The sequence below is a fragment of the Peptococcaceae bacterium 1198_IL3148 genome (genome assembly GCA_036763105.1).
GTDB lineage: Bacteria > Bacillota > Desulfotomaculia > Desulfotomaculales > Desulfohalotomaculaceae > JBAIYS01.
Genome location: JBAIYS010000003.1, coordinates 165,979 through 181,827 on the forward strand (window position 1 = coordinate 165,979; position 15,849 = coordinate 181,827).

Annotated in this window: 14 protein-coding genes; all 14 read right to left on the reverse strand. The window is 42.0% G+C overall.

Annotated features, from left to right (window positions below):
- Positions 1-159: 159 nt before the first annotated feature.
- Entirely contained in the window at positions 160-4,428 is a 4,269-nt protein-coding gene (locus tag V6C27_04690) for a PolC-type DNA polymerase III (GenBank protein ID MEG6615724.1), read from the reverse strand.
- Between the two features lie 22 nt (positions 4,429-4,450).
- Positions 4,451-5,632: a glycosyltransferase gene (locus V6C27_04695; GenBank protein ID MEG6615725.1), complete on the reverse strand. Its 1,182-nt coding sequence runs from the start codon at positions 5,630-5,632 to the stop codon at positions 4,451-4,453.
- Between the two features lie 17 nt (positions 5,633-5,649).
- Positions 5,650-7,359 carry a proline--tRNA ligase gene (locus V6C27_04700; protein ID MEG6615726.1) on the reverse strand — a complete coding sequence of 570 codons (1,710 nt, stop codon included), beginning with the start codon at positions 7,357-7,359 and terminating at the stop codon, positions 5,650-5,652.
- Between the two features lie 33 nt (positions 7,360-7,392).
- A complete protein-coding gene (gene ispG, locus V6C27_04705; protein ID MEG6615727.1) occupies positions 7,393-8,442 on the reverse strand; it encodes a flavodoxin-dependent (E)-4-hydroxy-3-methylbut-2-enyl-diphosphate synthase in 1,050 nt (349 codons plus the stop codon).
- A 13-nt stretch (positions 8,443-8,455) separates the two neighbouring features.
- Positions 8,456-9,505, reverse strand: a complete 1,050-nt coding sequence (gene rseP / locus V6C27_04710; GenBank protein MEG6615728.1) for an RIP metalloprotease RseP — start codon at positions 9,503-9,505, stop codon at positions 8,456-8,458.
- 37 nt (positions 9,506-9,542) lie between these two features.
- Positions 9,543-10,694 (reverse strand): 1-deoxy-D-xylulose-5-phosphate reductoisomerase, encoded by a 1,152-nt coding sequence (locus V6C27_04715; protein ID MEG6615729.1) that lies wholly within the window; start codon positions 10,692-10,694, stop codon positions 9,543-9,545.
- A 20-nt stretch (positions 10,695-10,714) separates the two neighbouring features.
- Positions 10,715-11,791 (reverse strand): sporulation integral membrane protein YtvI, encoded by a 1,077-nt coding sequence (gene ytvI, locus V6C27_04720; protein ID MEG6615730.1) that lies wholly within the window; start codon positions 11,789-11,791, stop codon positions 10,715-10,717.
- Between the two features lie 14 nt (positions 11,792-11,805).
- A complete protein-coding gene (locus V6C27_04725; protein MEG6615731.1) occupies positions 11,806-12,582 on the reverse strand; it encodes a phosphatidate cytidylyltransferase in 777 nt (258 codons plus the stop codon).
- A 33-nt stretch (positions 12,583-12,615) separates the two neighbouring features.
- Positions 12,616-13,425 (reverse strand): isoprenyl transferase, encoded by an 810-nt coding sequence (locus V6C27_04730; GenBank protein MEG6615732.1) that lies wholly within the window; start codon positions 13,423-13,425, stop codon positions 12,616-12,618.
- Between the two features lie 54 nt (positions 13,426-13,479).
- Complete coding sequence (locus V6C27_04735) at positions 13,480-13,647, reverse strand: 4Fe-4S binding protein (GenBank protein MEG6615733.1); 168 nt, start codon at positions 13,645-13,647, stop codon at positions 13,480-13,482.
- On the reverse strand, positions 13,647-13,853 hold the full coding sequence (locus V6C27_04740; GenBank protein MEG6615734.1) for a hypothetical protein: 207 nt from the start codon (positions 13,851-13,853) through the stop codon (positions 13,647-13,649). Before V6C27_04740 ends, V6C27_04735 begins: the two co-directional genes overlap by 1 nt.
- Positions 13,854-13,858: 5 nt before the next feature.
- On the reverse strand, positions 13,859-14,416 hold the full coding sequence (gene frr / locus V6C27_04745) for a ribosome recycling factor (protein MEG6615735.1): 558 nt from the start codon (positions 14,414-14,416) through the stop codon (positions 13,859-13,861).
- The gene (gene pyrH, locus V6C27_04750) at positions 14,417-15,133 is read right to left on the reverse strand and encodes a UMP kinase (protein ID MEG6615736.1); all 717 of its coding nucleotides are present in this window, start codon (positions 15,131-15,133) and stop codon (positions 14,417-14,419) included.
- 62 nt (positions 15,134-15,195) lie between these two features.
- Positions 15,196-15,849, reverse strand: coding sequence for a translation elongation factor Ts (tsf, locus tag V6C27_04755; GenBank protein ID MEG6615737.1), 654 nt, complete (start codon positions 15,847-15,849; stop codon positions 15,196-15,198).

Here is a 15,849-nt window from a genome sequence, read left to right on the forward strand (position 1 = left end):
GTGGGTGCAACCCACTCTTTTAAAAACGACGTTCCCAACTCAATAAACACCACAGATAGTATATCATAACAACCAATTGTTGACAAGTGATAACTGCTACGGTTGCTACTCGTTACTTTATATGCCACTATTATTACCTGCTTTACAAAAAATATTCTTTTAAAACAAGCTTAACTGATCGGTTGCTTCCATACCGTCCAAACAGCCATGTTGTTGCAAAGTTTCAATTACTGTTTTCGATACCTTTGCCCGCAGCCGCATATCTTCTATTGAGGTGAAGGGGCCTTCTTCTCTGGCTTTGACTATGCTGTGGGCAGCGGTTTCGCCCACACCTTGTAGACTGGCAAGGGGAGGCAACAATTGATGATCATCGACAATCAAAAATTTGGTGGCATCGGATGCCATTAGGTCAATGCGCTTGAACTTAATCTGCCGAGCATACATTTCCAGTGCCAATTCCAAAACTGTGAGCAAACCCTTTTCCTTTTGTGACGCTGTAACCCCTTTAGCCTCAATTTCTTCAATGGTTTTTAAAATCACCTGTTGTCCTTGAACAATTAAGTCTGCATCGAAATCATCTGCCCGTACGGTAAAGTAAGTGGCATAAAATGCCTCGGGGTAATTTACTTTAAACCATGCAATGCGGAAAGCCATCATTACATAGGCAGTGGCGTGGGCTTTAGGGAACATGTATTTAATTTTTCGGCAGGATTCAATGTACCACTCAGGTACATTGTGCTGTCGCATATCTTCTGCATCTTCTTCTGACACCCCTTTACCCTTGCGCACTTTCTCCATGATTTTAAAGGCCTGCTTTGGCGGCAATCCTTTGTGAATCAAATAAATCATGATGTCGTCACGGGCAGAAATTGCTTCCCCAAGTTTACAGGTGCCTGACTTGATTAAATCCTGGGCATTGTTCAACCAAACATCAGTACCATGAGAAAACCCTGATATTCGCACCAACTCACCAAAGGTGGTGGGTTTAGTATCAACCAACATTTGCCTAACAAACTTGGTGCCAAATTCAGGGACACCGTAAGAACCCACCAGTGATCTGATCTGTTCCGGGGTTACCCCCAGTGCTTCGGTACTGGAAAAAATACTTAGGGTTTGAGGATCGTCCAACGGAATTTCCTTAGCATTTACTCCGGTTAAATCCTCTAACATTTTAATTACCGTCGGATCGTCATGTCCTAGAATATCTAACTTGACTAAGTTGTCGTGGATGGAGTGATAGTCCAAGTGAGTGGTAATAATACCACTCTTTTTATCATCCGCCGGATGTTGCACCGGTGTAAAATCATGTACATCTACATAATCAGGAACTACTATGATACCTCCAGGATGTTGGCCGGTGGTGCGTTTTACACCGGTACATCCTGCAACCAAACGAGAAATTTCTGCTTCCCTTTTGACCAAATGTCTTTCATCTAGATATTTCTTGACAAAGCCATAGGCTGTTTTTTCCGCAATGGTGCCAATGGTACCAGCTTTAAATACGTTACCTTTACCAAATAGCACCTCAGTATATTTATGGGCCTTTGCTTGATAATCACCAGAGAAGTTTAGGTCGATATCAGGCACTTTATCTCCCTCAAAGCCTAAGAATACTTCAAAGGGTATATCTTGTCCATCTTTGAACATTTTGGTACCACATTGGGGACAATTTTGATCGGGCATATCCGGGCCACAGTTATAGCTGCCATCTTGAATAAAAATACTGTGCTTACAATGGGTACAACGATAATGAGGCGGTAACGGATTAACCTCGGTAATACCAGTTAATGTAGCCACCAGTGATGAACCTACAGATCCCCTTGAACCTACCAAATATCCATCATCATTGGATTTCTTAACCAGTTTTTGAGCAATTAAATAAAGTACAGCAAAACCATTGCCGATAATGGATTTTAACTCTTTATCTAACCGTTCCCTTACCACCTGTGGCAGTGGTGAACCGTATAGTTCTACTGCTTTGCTTTCAGACATATCGGTAATTTGTTGTTCCGCGCCCTCAATTTTTGGCGGGAAAGTTTCCTTAGGAATAGGCCGTATTCTTTCAATTTGTTCTGCTATTTTCTGTGGGTTTTTCACCACCACTTCATAAGCGGCCTCATGGCCAAGATACTGAAACTCCGCTAACATTTCATCAGTGGTTTTAAAATACAACGGTGGTTGATTATCGGCATCACTAAAGCCTTGGCCCCCCATTAAAATTCGTCGGTAAACTTCATCCTCCGGATTTAGAAAATGAACGTCACCGGTGGCCACCACTGGTTTATTATATTTATTACCTAACTGATAGATGGTTTTATATATTTCCTTCAGTTGCTCAATATTTTGCAGTTGACCACTATCCACCAAGAACTTACTATTGCCCAAAGGTTGAATTTCCAGATAATCATATAAGGATAATATTTTTTTAATTTTATCCTCAGGTTCACCAGCCATAATGGCTTTAAATAATTCACCGGCCTCGCATGCTGAACCAATCAGTAAACCTTCATGATAAGCTTTGAGCAGGCTTTTGGGTATCCGGGGACGACGATAATAGTAGTTAAGGTGAGATTGGGTAATTAACTTATAAAGGTTCCTTAATCCCGACTGGTTTTGGGTTAGTATCGTCACATGATAAGGTTTGGCCTTATCCATATGAGCGCTACCAGTTAATTTGTTTAAATCCACAATGCGATTAATCCCTTGGTTTTGACACTGTTCTAAAAATATATTTAACAAATGGGCGGTGGCCTCGGCATCATCCACTGCCCGGTGATGATTTTCTAAAGCCACTTTAAATTCTGCACACAGTGTATTCAATTTATGATTCTTTAGGTTGGGATAAAGGCAGCGGGCCAACGTCAGTGTGTCTAACACCGCATTGTCTATAGTCACATTTAAATGTTTGGCAAAGTGTACTCTAATAAAGCCCGCATCAAAGGAGGCATTGTGAGCCACCAATACAGACTTACCCACAAATCGGTAAAACTTTTCCAATGCCTCCGCTGGCATGGGCGCATCTTGAACCATCTCGTCAGTAATACCCGTAAGTTTGACCACCTGGGGTGGAATTTTTTTATTGGGGCGCACCAAAGTGGAAAACCTATCCACCACCTCAAAACCACGCAGCTTCACTGCACCAATTTCGGTAATATCGTCGGTCCGGGGATGAAACCCAGTGGTTTCTAAGTCGAAAACCACAAATTCAGTTTCAACCAACCCACTATCGATAGGATTTTCTACCACTGGAACACCGTCATCAATCAAGTAACCTTCCACACCGTAGATAACTTTAATACCAGCCTTTTCTCCGGCACTATAGGCCTCGGGAAAAGCCTGCACCACTCCATGGTCAGTAATGGCCACCGCCGGATGACCCCATTTAGCCGCCTGCTTCACTGCGGTGGCAGCATCCAACACTGAGTCCATAGCACTCATTTTGGTGTGTAGGTGCAATTCCACTCTTTTCTCTTCGGCCTGATCCACCCGTTCTTCCGTCAACACTTCAGCTTGGTTTATATCATAAGCCATTAAGGTCAGTTCTTGGGAATATTTATCATGTTGCACTGGCCCCCGCACCTTTACCCAAATGCCATCTTTGATATTATCAATGGCCTCAATGTTCTCTTTATCTACGAATTTTTTTATTGTTAGTGAATCGGTGCCGTCGGTAATGTTAAAGGTTAATAAGTGTCGACCGCTGCGTAATTCTTGGGTTGACCGGCCAAACACTTTCCCCTGAACTATCGCCTGCCGCTCTTCCTCTTGGATAGATATTAACGGCACTGGTTGGTCTTTAATAGCGCGACCAACAAAAACACCCGGTATAGCGGGTGTAGATTTGTTACTGTTATTAGGCACTGGCCTGCTTTTGGTGGCAACCTCTTGATTGCTGACTTGGATTTGCTTCACCAACTGGTGTTCGGTCTTTTTCTGCCATTCCATTAGGGTTTCTTCATTATTTTCGTTTTCACATTGCAATACCAACTTAGGCCTAAAACCAATTTGCTTAGCCAACTTTAATGCCATTAATTGTTGACAGTTACGCTCTTGTAATACTTTTAGGCCTAAATTATTATTCACAGTGATGGTTAAAGTACCAGCGGCATAATTATACCTAGCACTTTTTAACCAGCCATTAACAGCAGGCATTTCAGCCATAATATAATTAACTAGCCCTTGCCAAAGTTGAGGCATTTTATCTATCACTTGTTGTTCAGTTAGTGGATTAACTAGCACTAACTGAACACTTTCAAGTTCGGGAACAATATCGCACATATCTTGCTCTACTTGCTTAATGACTCCATTGTCATAGGGTCCCTTTGCCATCAGGTAAATACACCAGCTTCTCTGCTGGGTATCTACCTGCACTTCGGTCACCTCAGAACCAGGAAGTAATTCAGCAATTAGTCTCTCCGCTGTAGTCACCATCCTGTCCCCCTAGTCATTTTTACCCTTGGATTAACTGCTGCATTAAATTAACCACCCCTTGGGCAGCTCTGGGTCTCCCAGTTTTTGCAGAAGCCATTGTCAAGCCCTTTAAGTATTGATTATCTTGTAAGCATTTATCAATTTCTATTAATAATTGTGTATGATTTTTTACATTAACCGCTGCACCCTGATTAACTAAAAATTCAGCATTCCTTTCCTCTTGCCCTGGTATGGGGTCGATAATTAATAGTGGTAACCCCACCGCCAATGCCTCAGAACAGGTTAATCCCCCGGCTTTTGTTATCATTAGGTCCGAGGCTTTCATCAGTTCATGAATGTTATTTACAAAGCCGTACACCTGTATGTTGCCACTGATCTTAGCCAGTAATTTGTTAATCTTGTCTTTCAGTGAAGTATTTTTGCCACATACCACTATTAGTTGACAATCTTTTCTCGAACCCAGTGTTTTAACAACTTCTTCCAATGGGCCTATGCCTAAGCCACCACCGGTTATAAGGACTGTGGGTAACTTGGCATCCAAACCCAATTGCTCCCGGAAAAAAACTTTATCATTGTCTGCGTTAAAAATTGGGTCAATGGGTATACCAGTTGCAGTCACCCTTTGGCAATCAAAACCATAATCAGCAAACCGAGGTATCAATTGTTCATTGGCAACACAATAGCAATCCACCTGGGGATATACCCAGTATGAGTGAACAGTAAAGTCTGTAATGGCCGCCATCACTGGCACTGTCAACTGGCCTTTTTCTTTTAAAGTAGACAAAATACCCAACGGAAAGGGGTGCGTGCAAAAAATAATCTGTGGCTCTAAGTCATCAATAAGGGACAATAATTTTGGTGCCACCAATCTAGTCATAATTTTAGTGAATTCTGCCTTAGCAAAACCCCCTAAGGGTTGCCCCTTTTCTGACTGATTATAAAGGTACTTATAAAGCACCGGTGAAATTTTAATTACTTCAATATAAGTTCCCAATACCACTTTTTCCAGCCTAGGGCTGGTGTAACGAAAAGTATCTAGTATTTGCACTTGGGCAGCGGGATTGTTTTTTAATAACTGTTGTTTTACCGCTATTGCTGCCCTGGTATGTCCCTCTCCGGCAGTTACGGTAAGTATCAATACCCTTTCAATCTCCTGATGTTGTGCAACCGGGTGTTTAGATAATACATCCCCGGTAATCATTAAACAATCACCACGCTCTACTTATTTCCAAATAACATCTGCTTGGTTGTGCCTAGTACATCGTTGATGGCGATGTTAAAGGTTTCTTTGGTTTTACGGTTAAAAACTTCAACCTCGTTGGTCTCTATAGCTTTCTTACCAATTACTATCCGCACGGGATAACCAATTAAATCAGCATCTTTAAACTTAACTCCTGGCCGCTCTGGCCGGTCGTCCAACAGCACTTCAATACCGTTGGCAGCAAGTTGTTGGTACAAGTCTTCAGCCACCGCCATCAACTTATCATCTTTAGCATTGACCGGTACCATCACCGCATGGAATGGTGCAATATTTACCGGCCAAATAATGCCGTTTTCATCATAGTTTTGTTCCACTGCCGCAGCCATGGTACGGCTAACACCAATACCGTAGCACCCCATGATCAGTGGCTTTTCTTTACCATTTTCATCTAAGTAAGTGGCCTTCAGTACCTTACTATATTTATCTCCCAGTTTAAATACCTGTCCCACTTCAATGCCTTTAGCTTCTAATAACGTGCCATTACACTTAGGACATGGTTCACCAGCATTTACCAAGCGAATATCTGCCACTAGATCCACTTTAAAGTCTCTGTCTGGATTTACATTTATAAAGTGAGTGTCGCCTTTGTTTGCACCGGTAACGGCATTAACCATTGCCATTACCTCTTGGTCGGCAATAATCCTAATATCCTTTAAGCCTACCGGCCCCGCAAAGCCAACTGGTGCCCCGGTAACCTTTTGTACAGTCTCTGGGCCAGCCAAATCTAGAGTTAGACAGCCCAATAGATTATATAGCTTAATCTCATTAAGTTCCCGGTCTCCCCGCACCAAGGCTGCCACTATTTCTTGATCAGTTTTGTAGATTAAAGTCTTAATAATTTGCTTTGGCTCCACCTTTAGAAACTCTGCCACTTCTTCTACGGTATGGGCTGCTGGGGTAGCCATTTCTTCCATTGCTAACGGCTGTTCATGGGGATCAAGGCCCGCCGCCGGTGCCGTTACCTTTTCTACGTTGGCAGCATAGTCGCAACAATCACAATATAAGATGGTAGCTTCACCGGAATCAGCCAGCACCATAAATTCATGGGTACTGCTGCCGCCAATGGCTCCGGAATCCGCTTCCACAGGACGGAACGTTAAGCCACAGCGACTAAAAATATTGTTATATGCTTGATACATTTTTTGGTAGCTGGTGTCTAGACCTGCTTCATCACGATCAAAGGAGTATAAATCCTTCATTATAAACTCCCGTCCCCGCATCAAACCAAATCTAGGCCGACGTTCGTCCCGATATTTGTTACCAATGTGATACAGCAACTGAGGTAGTTGTTTATATGATTTAATTTCGGTCCTGACTAAAGATGTTATCACTTCTTCATGGGTAGGCCCTAAACAAAATTCTCGATTGTGCCGATCTTTGAAGCGCATTAATTCAGGACCATATACTTGCCAGCGGCCAGACTCCAACCACAGCTCAGCTGGTTGCATAATGGGCATCAGCATTTCTTGGCTGCCTTGTTTGTCCAGTTCTTCTCTGATAATAGTTTCTATTTTTCTCAACACTCGTATGGCTAAGGGTAAATATGTATAAACACCTGCCGCAGTTTTGCGAATAAAACCTGCTCTGAGCAGCAATTTATGACTAATTACTTCTGCCTCGGCAGGAGTTTCTCTTAAGGTAGGTATAAGCATTTGTGATATACGCATTATCTGAGCCCCCATTTACTGTTGTATTTATTTTTATAACTTATCTATTTCTAACATTAATTCTTCCAACAGCCTGTCCTCAGGCACTTGACGAATAATTTCCCCTTTGCGGAAAATTAGCCCCACACCTTTGCCACCAGCAATACCAACGTCGGCTTCCCGAGCTTCCCCTGGTCCGTTAACGGCACAGCCCATCACCGCCACTTTAATGGGCTTGTTTAATCCCTGCAATTTGTTATCCACCTGTTCTGCCAGTTTGATTAAATCAATTTGTGTCCGCCCACAGGTGGGACAAGATATGATCTCAACACCATGTTGGCGCAACCCTAAGGATTGGAGAATTTGATAAGCCACCTTAACTTCGTGACACGGGTCACCGGTTAAAGAAACCCTAATGGTATCGCCAATCCCTTCGGACAACAGAATACCAATACCCACCGCTGATTTTACTGTACCCGAGCTAACGGTGCCTGCTTCGGTGACACCAATATGGAACGGATAAGCCACCCTTTGGGCCAAAAGCCGATAGGCATCCAGCATTAAAGGAATATTGGATGCCTTAAGGGACACCTTAATGTCGGTAAAATCGAGTTCTTCTAAGATTGATATATGCTCTAAAGCACTTTCAACCATAGCTGCCGCCGTTACACCACCATGCTTTTCCAACAGGTCCTTTTTTAGTGAACCAGCATTCACACCAATCCTAATGGGAATGCCACTATCTTTAGCTGCCGCCACCACCTCAGTTACCTTCTGGTTGTTGCCAATGTTTCCTGGATTAATACGCAGCCCATCCACACCAGCTTTTACAGCTGCCAATGCCAATTGATGACTGAAGTGTATGTCGGCAATTAAAGGTATCGAAATTTGTCTTTTTATTTCTGCTAACGCAATCGCCGCTTGATCATCGGGCACCGCCACTCGAACGATTTCGCAACCACCAGCAGCTAGTTTCTCTATTTGTTTAATGGTGGCAGCAACATCACGGGTATCTGTATTGGTCATCGATTGCACCGAAATTGGTGCATTGCCGCCAACCCTCACCGATCCTACCTTTATCTGTTTTGTATTACGCCTCTTCATACATTAACCCCCATTAACTGTCCACACCGATTAAACGGAGGATATCATTATAGGTAATCACAACCATCAACAACAGCAGTAAACCGAAACCAATCATATGAATAAAGCCTTCTTTGGCTGGGTCAACTGGTTTTCCAACAATCTTTTCCCAAGTTAAAAATAGCAGTCTACTGCCATCTAGGGCTGGGATTGGAAACAAATTAAACAAGCCAAGGTTAATGGATAAAAATGCGGCCAACTGTAATAATTGGAAAATACCCATTTGTGCTGCATTACTAATTTCGGACACAATTGCCACTGGCCCTCCTAAATCCACCGGTGCTTCATTGGTAAACATTTTACCAATAAAACTGATGATCAATGCCGTGACCTGATAGGTACTTTGGGCCCCTTGCCACAGTGCTTCCAATGGGTTGGCCCTTTGCATAAATGCCTTGTCCGGGTCTGCCTGAATACCAATCACATAGCGGTCATCGTCGCTCAGTTCAGGAGTAATTTGTAATGTTTTAACTTGATCATTTCGCTGCAGCTTAACAGTTAACTCTTCGCCAGCATTGTTAACATTATCTATCAATTGTTGCCAGGTGGTTACATTCACGCCATTGATGGCCACAATTTTATCACCTGGTTTTATTCCAGCTGCATCAGCAGGAGACTCCTCTACCACAGCACCAACTTCAGTGGTTAATGTTGGTATTCCCTGAACGCCATATATAGTTGCCAAAAGCAATATCGCCAGCACAAAATTCATTATTGCTCCGGCAGCAATTACCCAAAATCTTTGACCAACGGTTTTACTGTTAAATCCTTCATCTTCCTTATAGTCCCGTTCTTTTTCATCTTCTTCAGGGTCCATACCAGCCATGCGTACATAGCCGCCCAGTGGAAACAGTCTGACACTATAGTCCGTACCACCACGATTAAACCCAAATATTTTATTACCGAAACCCAAACTAAATTCATATACTCTAATGCCCACTGCTTTAGCCACTGCAAAGTGACCCAGCTCGTGGAAAAAAATCAATATCCCAAACACGAATACAGAAGCGATAAAAGTTTGCATCGGTTCACCTCTAAAGTTCAATTTTTTGGGTACGCAACTATAAAACTAATTGTTGTGCAACGTCCCTAGCCCAGCCATCTGCTCTTAAAATATCCTCCAGCTCAGGTTGAACAATTACACAATGTTTTTCCATCACCTTTCTTATAATAACCGGAATATCAAGAAAACCAACTTCTTTTCTTAGGAATCTTGCCACCGCTATTTCATTAGCAGCGTTCATCACTGCTGGCATAGTACCACCGGTTGCACCGGCTTGAAACGCTAATTTTAAGCAAGGAAAACGTTCCATGTCGGGCTCTTCAAAAGTCAGTTGGCTAACTTTAATTAAATCCAGCTTAGGTAACTGGTTGGGCCAACGATCCGGATGCGAAAGTGCATACTGAATAGGAATTCTCATGTCTGGAATGCCCAAGTGAGCTATTACCGAACCATCCACAAATTCCACCATAGAATGGATGATACTTTGGGCATGTACCACCACATCAATATCGTTATAATCTACATTAAACAGCCAGCGGGCCTCAATAACTTCCAGCCCTTTATTCATTAAAGTGGCTGAATCTATGGTTATTTTGCTGCCCATACTCCAGTTGGGGTGCTTTAAAGCCATTCCCGGAGTAATGTCTGCCATTTGTTGATGGGGTGTCTGTCTAAAGGGACCACCGGAAGCAGTTAATATCAATTTAGCCAATGCCTTTTGGGGCTCTCCGTTTAGGCACTGCCAAATGGCCGAATGTTCACTATCCACTGGGAACAAGTTAACTCCATGGGTTTTAACCTTTTCCATTACTAAGCCACCGGCCGCCACTAAAGTTTCTTTATTAGCCAATGCTATGTCTTTACCGGCCTCTATGGCCCTTATGGTGGGCAATAAACCCACTGTCCCGGTAACGGCGGTTAAAACAATATTGGCCAAACAGCAAGTCGCCACCGCTATTAGACCTTCTGTGCCAAAATAAATTTCTCGCACTATATCCTTGGACAACATACTTCTTAATTTTACGGCATCCTTTTCGTGAGCCACTGATATGATTTCCGGTTTAAACTGATGTGCTTGTTGCATCAGCAATTCTATATTACTTCCAGCCGCTAATGCAACCACCTTTACTGCTTCCGGATTATTTTCCGCTACATTTAATGCTTGACAGCCTATGGAACCTGTACTGCCAATGATTGCTATACATTTCACGCTAACACCTCAAATATTTATTATGCCTTCGGAAAGATATTTCCTGCCTTTAAAGTTGCCTGTATGGCAATTAATAATATCGGACCCAATATCAAACCGATAAATCCTAATAAACTTAAACCCATATACATAGCCAACAATGTGGCCAGTGGATGCAATCCCAGATTTGCAGCCACAATTCTTGGCTCCAGCAACTGTCGAACCACAAATATTGTTACATATAAGACTAATAATTTGATGCCAAAAGCAATATTACCTTGAATAAAAAACCAAATCGCCCATGGAATAATTAATGTGGCTGGGCCTAGTACCGGAATTAAATCTAAAACGCCAACCACCAATCCTAAAGTCAAGGCATAATCTACTCCGATAATATAAAAACCAATAATGGCCTGTATAGTGGTAATAATTACCAAAACACTTTGGGCCTTTAGATAAGAAATAAAAGCCGCCAGCACTTCCCGTAGCACCGTTAAACTTTTTTGTCCATAGGGAGCTGGAATTAAACGCTTCCAAAAATCTGCGATTGCCCGCCGATCTTTGGCAATGAAATAAGTGGCTAAAAACGTAACAATGATTAGAATAAAGGTACCTGGCACCAAAGATAGGAAGGACAACAGCGAAGTAGCCGCCACTTCCACCAAGGATTGCAACATAGTACCAAAGTTTCTAATTGCATCCTGAAGGTACGATACCATATTATTGGGCAAATCACCATAAAATCGAATCGCTTGCGGAATCATTTGTTCTACATAAATTCTCAGTTCATGGGTAATCCCCGGCAATGTTGCGGAGAGTGAAACAAGTTCAGCTATTAATTGGATAATTAATAACACTAGTAGGGTACCTAACGTGCCAAATAAGAGTAGCATTGCTAGCATAACAGCTAAACCACGACTCAATCTAAACTTTCGTTGCAAAAAGTTAACCAAGGGTTCAATCAAAAAGCTAATAAATATAGCAATAATAAAGGGTATTAATGCTGGCAAAATATTACCAGTGAGCCACAGTCCTACCCCCAAGGCTAACAACAATAATAACCCGGCGCTTATGATTACTATTGTATTTAATGCCGGTTTATACCATCTGGGTTCCATTTATTTCACCTCATTTAAATTATAAACAGTGAAACAAAATAGTATACTAATGGTGCAGACAATAGCATACTATCAAACCGGTCTAACATTCCACCGTGGCCGGGTATAATGTTACCGGAATCCTTAAGGCTAGCATGCCTTTTTAAGGTGGACTCTACCAAGTCACCAAACTGGGAGGTAATACTAATTAACAAGCCTAATAAAAACACATAATTTAATGGCAACGAAATAACAAAGGCACTATAAATATACACAGCTACTACTGAACCTAGAAGCCCACCCATTGCACCTTCCCAAGTTTTTTTAGGACTGAGGTTGGGCGTCAATTTATGTTTACCAAAAGTTTTACCCACAAAGTAAGCAAAGGTATCACTGGCCCAAGTGCCCACTAACAACATATAGAGCCAAAGGGTTCCTTCCGGAAGAGTGCTGATTAAAAATATATATGTAAATAAACCTAAATACATCACAGCTAACCACCCAGCAGCTGCATCAATGGGTGAATAGCGCGGAAAATCCTTTAACAAATAGAGCAAATGTGCCACCAGGGTTAATGTAATGGCCATGCCTACAACGCGCCAATCCTGCCAATATGTAGCTACCAGCAATAGTAGTGCACTGACGATGGTAATTGCTTTACTCGGCTTCAAACCAAGATTTTTTAGCAAATTAAGCATTTCCAACAAACCTAAAATCATCACTATTGCAATAAATGAAAGAAGTATCAATCCACCCTTCCATACTGCACATATAATTAGAGGTATGCCTAACAATGCACTGAGTACCCGCATATGTAACAATTAAAATTCACCAACCTAATTAAATCACTTTTTATTGCGTCTTAATAAGCCACCAAATCGCCTTTCTCTACACTGGTAATCATAAATTGCTTGCAATAAATCTTTTCTTCTAAAGTCAGGCCACATTACATCCGAATGCCAGAATTCAGTATATGCCAATTGCCATAGTAGAAAATTAGAAATCCGATAGTCACCAGATGGTCTAATTAACAAATCAGGATCTGGTAAACCGGCGGTATATAAATGGGCCGCAAATAATTGTTCATCCACTTCTTCAGCCACCAGTTCACCCTCATTAACCTTTTTTATTATTGTGCGGACGGTATCAACAATTTCTGACCTACCACCATAATTTAGTGCTAAGTTAAATATTAAGCCATCATTATCTGCAGTTCTTTCTCGGGCGTGAGCCACTGCCCGACGGCAATCTTCAGGCAATTTATGTATTCTACCAATGGCGCGTATTTGTACCTTATTCTGGTCTAATTCATCTATTTCCTTATAAACATATTCTACCAACAGTTTCATTAAAGCATCAACTTCATCTTTAGGGCGCTTCCAATTTTCGGTTGAGAAAGCATACACCGTTAACACCGGTATTTTTATTTCATTACATACTTTAACCACATCCCGCAAAGACTCAACTCCCGCCCGGTGTCCCATCATTCTGGGCATGCCTCGTTTTTGCGCCCACCTGCCATTTCCATCCATAATAATGGCAATATGGTTGGGTAGCCTAGCGAAGTCTATGGCTTGCATTAATTGCTGACTGTTTAATGTTCTGTTTTGTCCTGGAGTTTGATTATGAAACCAAGGAAATAACTTTCTCAGCATACATTCATCTCCTATATGAAACAACCCCCTCGGTGACGAGGGGGTAATATTCCATTATTCTTCAATAATTGCTCCAGTGGGACAAGAATCCATGCAGGTTCCACAATTTAAGCAAGTTGCATCATCGATGGTAAAAATATCGCCCTCACTAATAGCACTAACTGGGCAAGACTCAAGGCAAGTACCACATGCAAGGCATTCATCTGTAATAACATATGCCATTACTGAACACCCCCTTCCCTGCTAGTTTGATATGAAACAGTCAGTATTGTTTTATCACCAGCAGTATGCACCTTTAGAATTCTAGGTGTTCCTCTAAAGGTAAGACGGGGAGGAACAGTGTATTGAACCTCAGCCTCTTTACCATTCAAATGCAGATGATTCATTACCTCAGCCAGTTCCATACCTAAATACCGTTTAAAATCCATATCACTTATACCTGCATAATATCCTTTTCTTTAGCAGCTAACAGCTCGTCGATTTCTTTAATATACTTGTCAGTTAACTTCTGTATCAATTCTTGACCACGCTTTAGTTCGTCTTCAGATATGTCGCCACTTTTTTGCATATCTTTCATATCGTCGTTGGCCTCACGTCTGATGTTACGCACTGCAACCCGGCCTTCTTCTGACTTTTTCTTGACCACTTTTACCAATTCCATACGACGTTCCTCGGTGAGTTGAGGAATAGCTAATCTGATAACTGTACCGTCACTGGTGGGGTTAATCCCCAAATCAGATTTCATAATTGCTTTTTCAATTTGAGGTATTACTGATTTGTCCCAAGGTTGAATCATTAACAGACGCGCTTCTGGCACAGAAATATTAGCCATTTGATTAATCGGTGTTGGTGTCCCGTAGTAATCCACCTGCACTTTATCAAGCAAAGCCGGGGTAGCCCGACCTGCCCTCAAACTGGCAAATTCACTTTTGGTTACCTCAATGGACTTTTTCATTCTCTCTTCTGCATCTTTAACGATCTCACTAATCATCTACTCCCCCCCTACATATGTACCTATCTTTTCACCTAAAATGGCTTTTTTTATGTTGCCACTTTCGGTAATATTAAAGACAATCAAGGGTATATTGTTATCCATGCACAAAGATGTTGCCGTGGCATCCATCACTTGCAAACCTTTGTTTAGCACTTCCAGGTAGGTTAAAGTTTCGAATTTTTGGGCTTTAGCATTCTTTAAAGGATCTTCGGAGTACACTCCATCCACTCTTTTAGCCATTAAAATTGCCTCAGCCTCTATTTCGGCTGCCCGCAAAGCAGCAGTTGTATCAGTAGAGAAATAAGGATTGCCAGTGCCAGCACCAAAAATAACCACACGACCTTTATCTAAGTGGCGCATAGCCCGTCTCCTGATATAAGTCTCTGCCACCGCCTTCATTTCAATGGCGGTTTGTACTCTAGTGTCAACACCAATATTTTCCAAAGCATCCTGTAAAGCCAGTGAATTCATTACTGTGGCCAACATGCCCATGTAATCCGCGGTGGCTCTGTCCATTCCTTTGGCACTGCCGGCAATGCCACGCCAAATATTACCACCACCAACCACAACGGCCAGTTGAACCCTCATTTCCACCACTTCTTTAATTTGTTCGGCAACTGAATAGGCTACCTCAGGGTCTATTCCATAACCTTGGGTTCCAGCCAATGATTCACCAGATAATTTTAAGACTACACGTCGATATTTCGGAGTCATGCGTTGGCGCAACCTCCATCCAGATAAAAATATATTCTATAAAACCAGAAAAAGTCCTTTTATTATTTACCTATTTGAGCTGCTACTTCTGCAGCAAAGTCATCTTGTCTTTTTTCCAGACCTTCACCCAACTCAAAACGAGCAAATCTACGCACCGCAATGTTTTCGCCTATCTTAGCAATTTTTTCAGTCACCAGTTGTTGCACTGTTATATCTGGGTTCTTAATAAATGGCTGTTCCAACAGGCAAATTTCTTTGTAAAATTTATCAATCCGACCCACAACCATTTTTTCAACTATGTTAGCTGGTTTGCCTTCATTTAGAGCTTGGGCCTTTAAGACCTCTTTCTCATGTTCGACCACTGAGGCAGGCACCTCTTCACGACTAACATATTCAGGCTTAGCAGCAGCAATTTGCATTGCAATATCCTTTACCAACTCTTTAAAGTCATCGGTTTTAGCAACAAAGTCAGTTTCACAGTTTACTTCAACCAATACACCAATACGGCCTTCGCCATGTATGTATGAGCTAACCAAACCTTCGGCAGTTATGCGACCAGCTTTCTTAGCCGCAGCAGCCAAACCCTTTTCACGTAAAAAATCAATAGCTTTATCCATATCACCGTTTACTTCTGATAAAGCCTTTTTACAATCCATCATGCCTGCTCCGGTACGTTCACGCAGTTCTTTAACAAGTTTTGCGGAAATTTCAGCCAT

Excerpts from the sequence above, each read along its gene's own strand:
- V6C27_04695 (MEG6615725.1), bottom strand. The coding sequence starts at position 5,632 with ATGATTACCGGGGATGTATTATCTAAACACCCGGTTGCACAACATCAG.
- V6C27_04700 (MEG6615726.1), bottom strand. The coding sequence starts at position 7,359 with ATGCGTATATCACAAATGCTTATACCTACCTTAAGAGAAACTCCTGCC.
- ispG (MEG6615727.1), bottom strand. The coding sequence starts at position 8,442 with ATGAAGAGGCGTAATACAAAACAGATAAAGGTAGGATCGGTGAGGGTT.
- rseP (MEG6615728.1), bottom strand. The coding sequence starts at position 9,505 with ATGCAAACTTTTATCGCTTCTGTATTCGTGTTTGGGATATTGATTTTT.
- ytvI (MEG6615730.1), bottom strand. The coding sequence starts at position 11,791 with ATGGAACCCAGATGGTATAAACCGGCATTAAATACAATAGTAATCATA.
- V6C27_04725 (MEG6615731.1), bottom strand. The coding sequence starts at position 12,582 with ATGCGGGTACTCAGTGCATTGTTAGGCATACCTCTAATTATATGTGCA.
- V6C27_04730 (MEG6615732.1), bottom strand. The coding sequence starts at position 13,425 with ATGCTGAGAAAGTTATTTCCTTGGTTTCATAATCAAACTCCAGGACAA.
- V6C27_04735 (MEG6615733.1), bottom strand. The coding sequence starts at position 13,647 with ATGGCATATGTTATTACAGATGAATGCCTTGCATGTGGTACTTGCCTT.
- V6C27_04740 (MEG6615734.1), bottom strand. The coding sequence starts at position 13,853 with ATGGATTTTAAACGGTATTTAGGTATGGAACTGGCTGAGGTAATGAAT.
- frr (MEG6615735.1), bottom strand. The coding sequence starts at position 14,416 with ATGATTAGTGAGATCGTTAAAGATGCAGAAGAGAGAATGAAAAAGTCC.
- pyrH (MEG6615736.1), bottom strand. The coding sequence starts at position 15,133 with ATGACTCCGAAATATCGACGTGTAGTCTTAAAATTATCTGGTGAATCA.
- tsf (MEG6615737.1), bottom strand. The coding sequence starts at position 15,849 with ATGGCTGAAATTTCCGCAAAACTTGTTAAAGAACTGCGTGAACGTACC.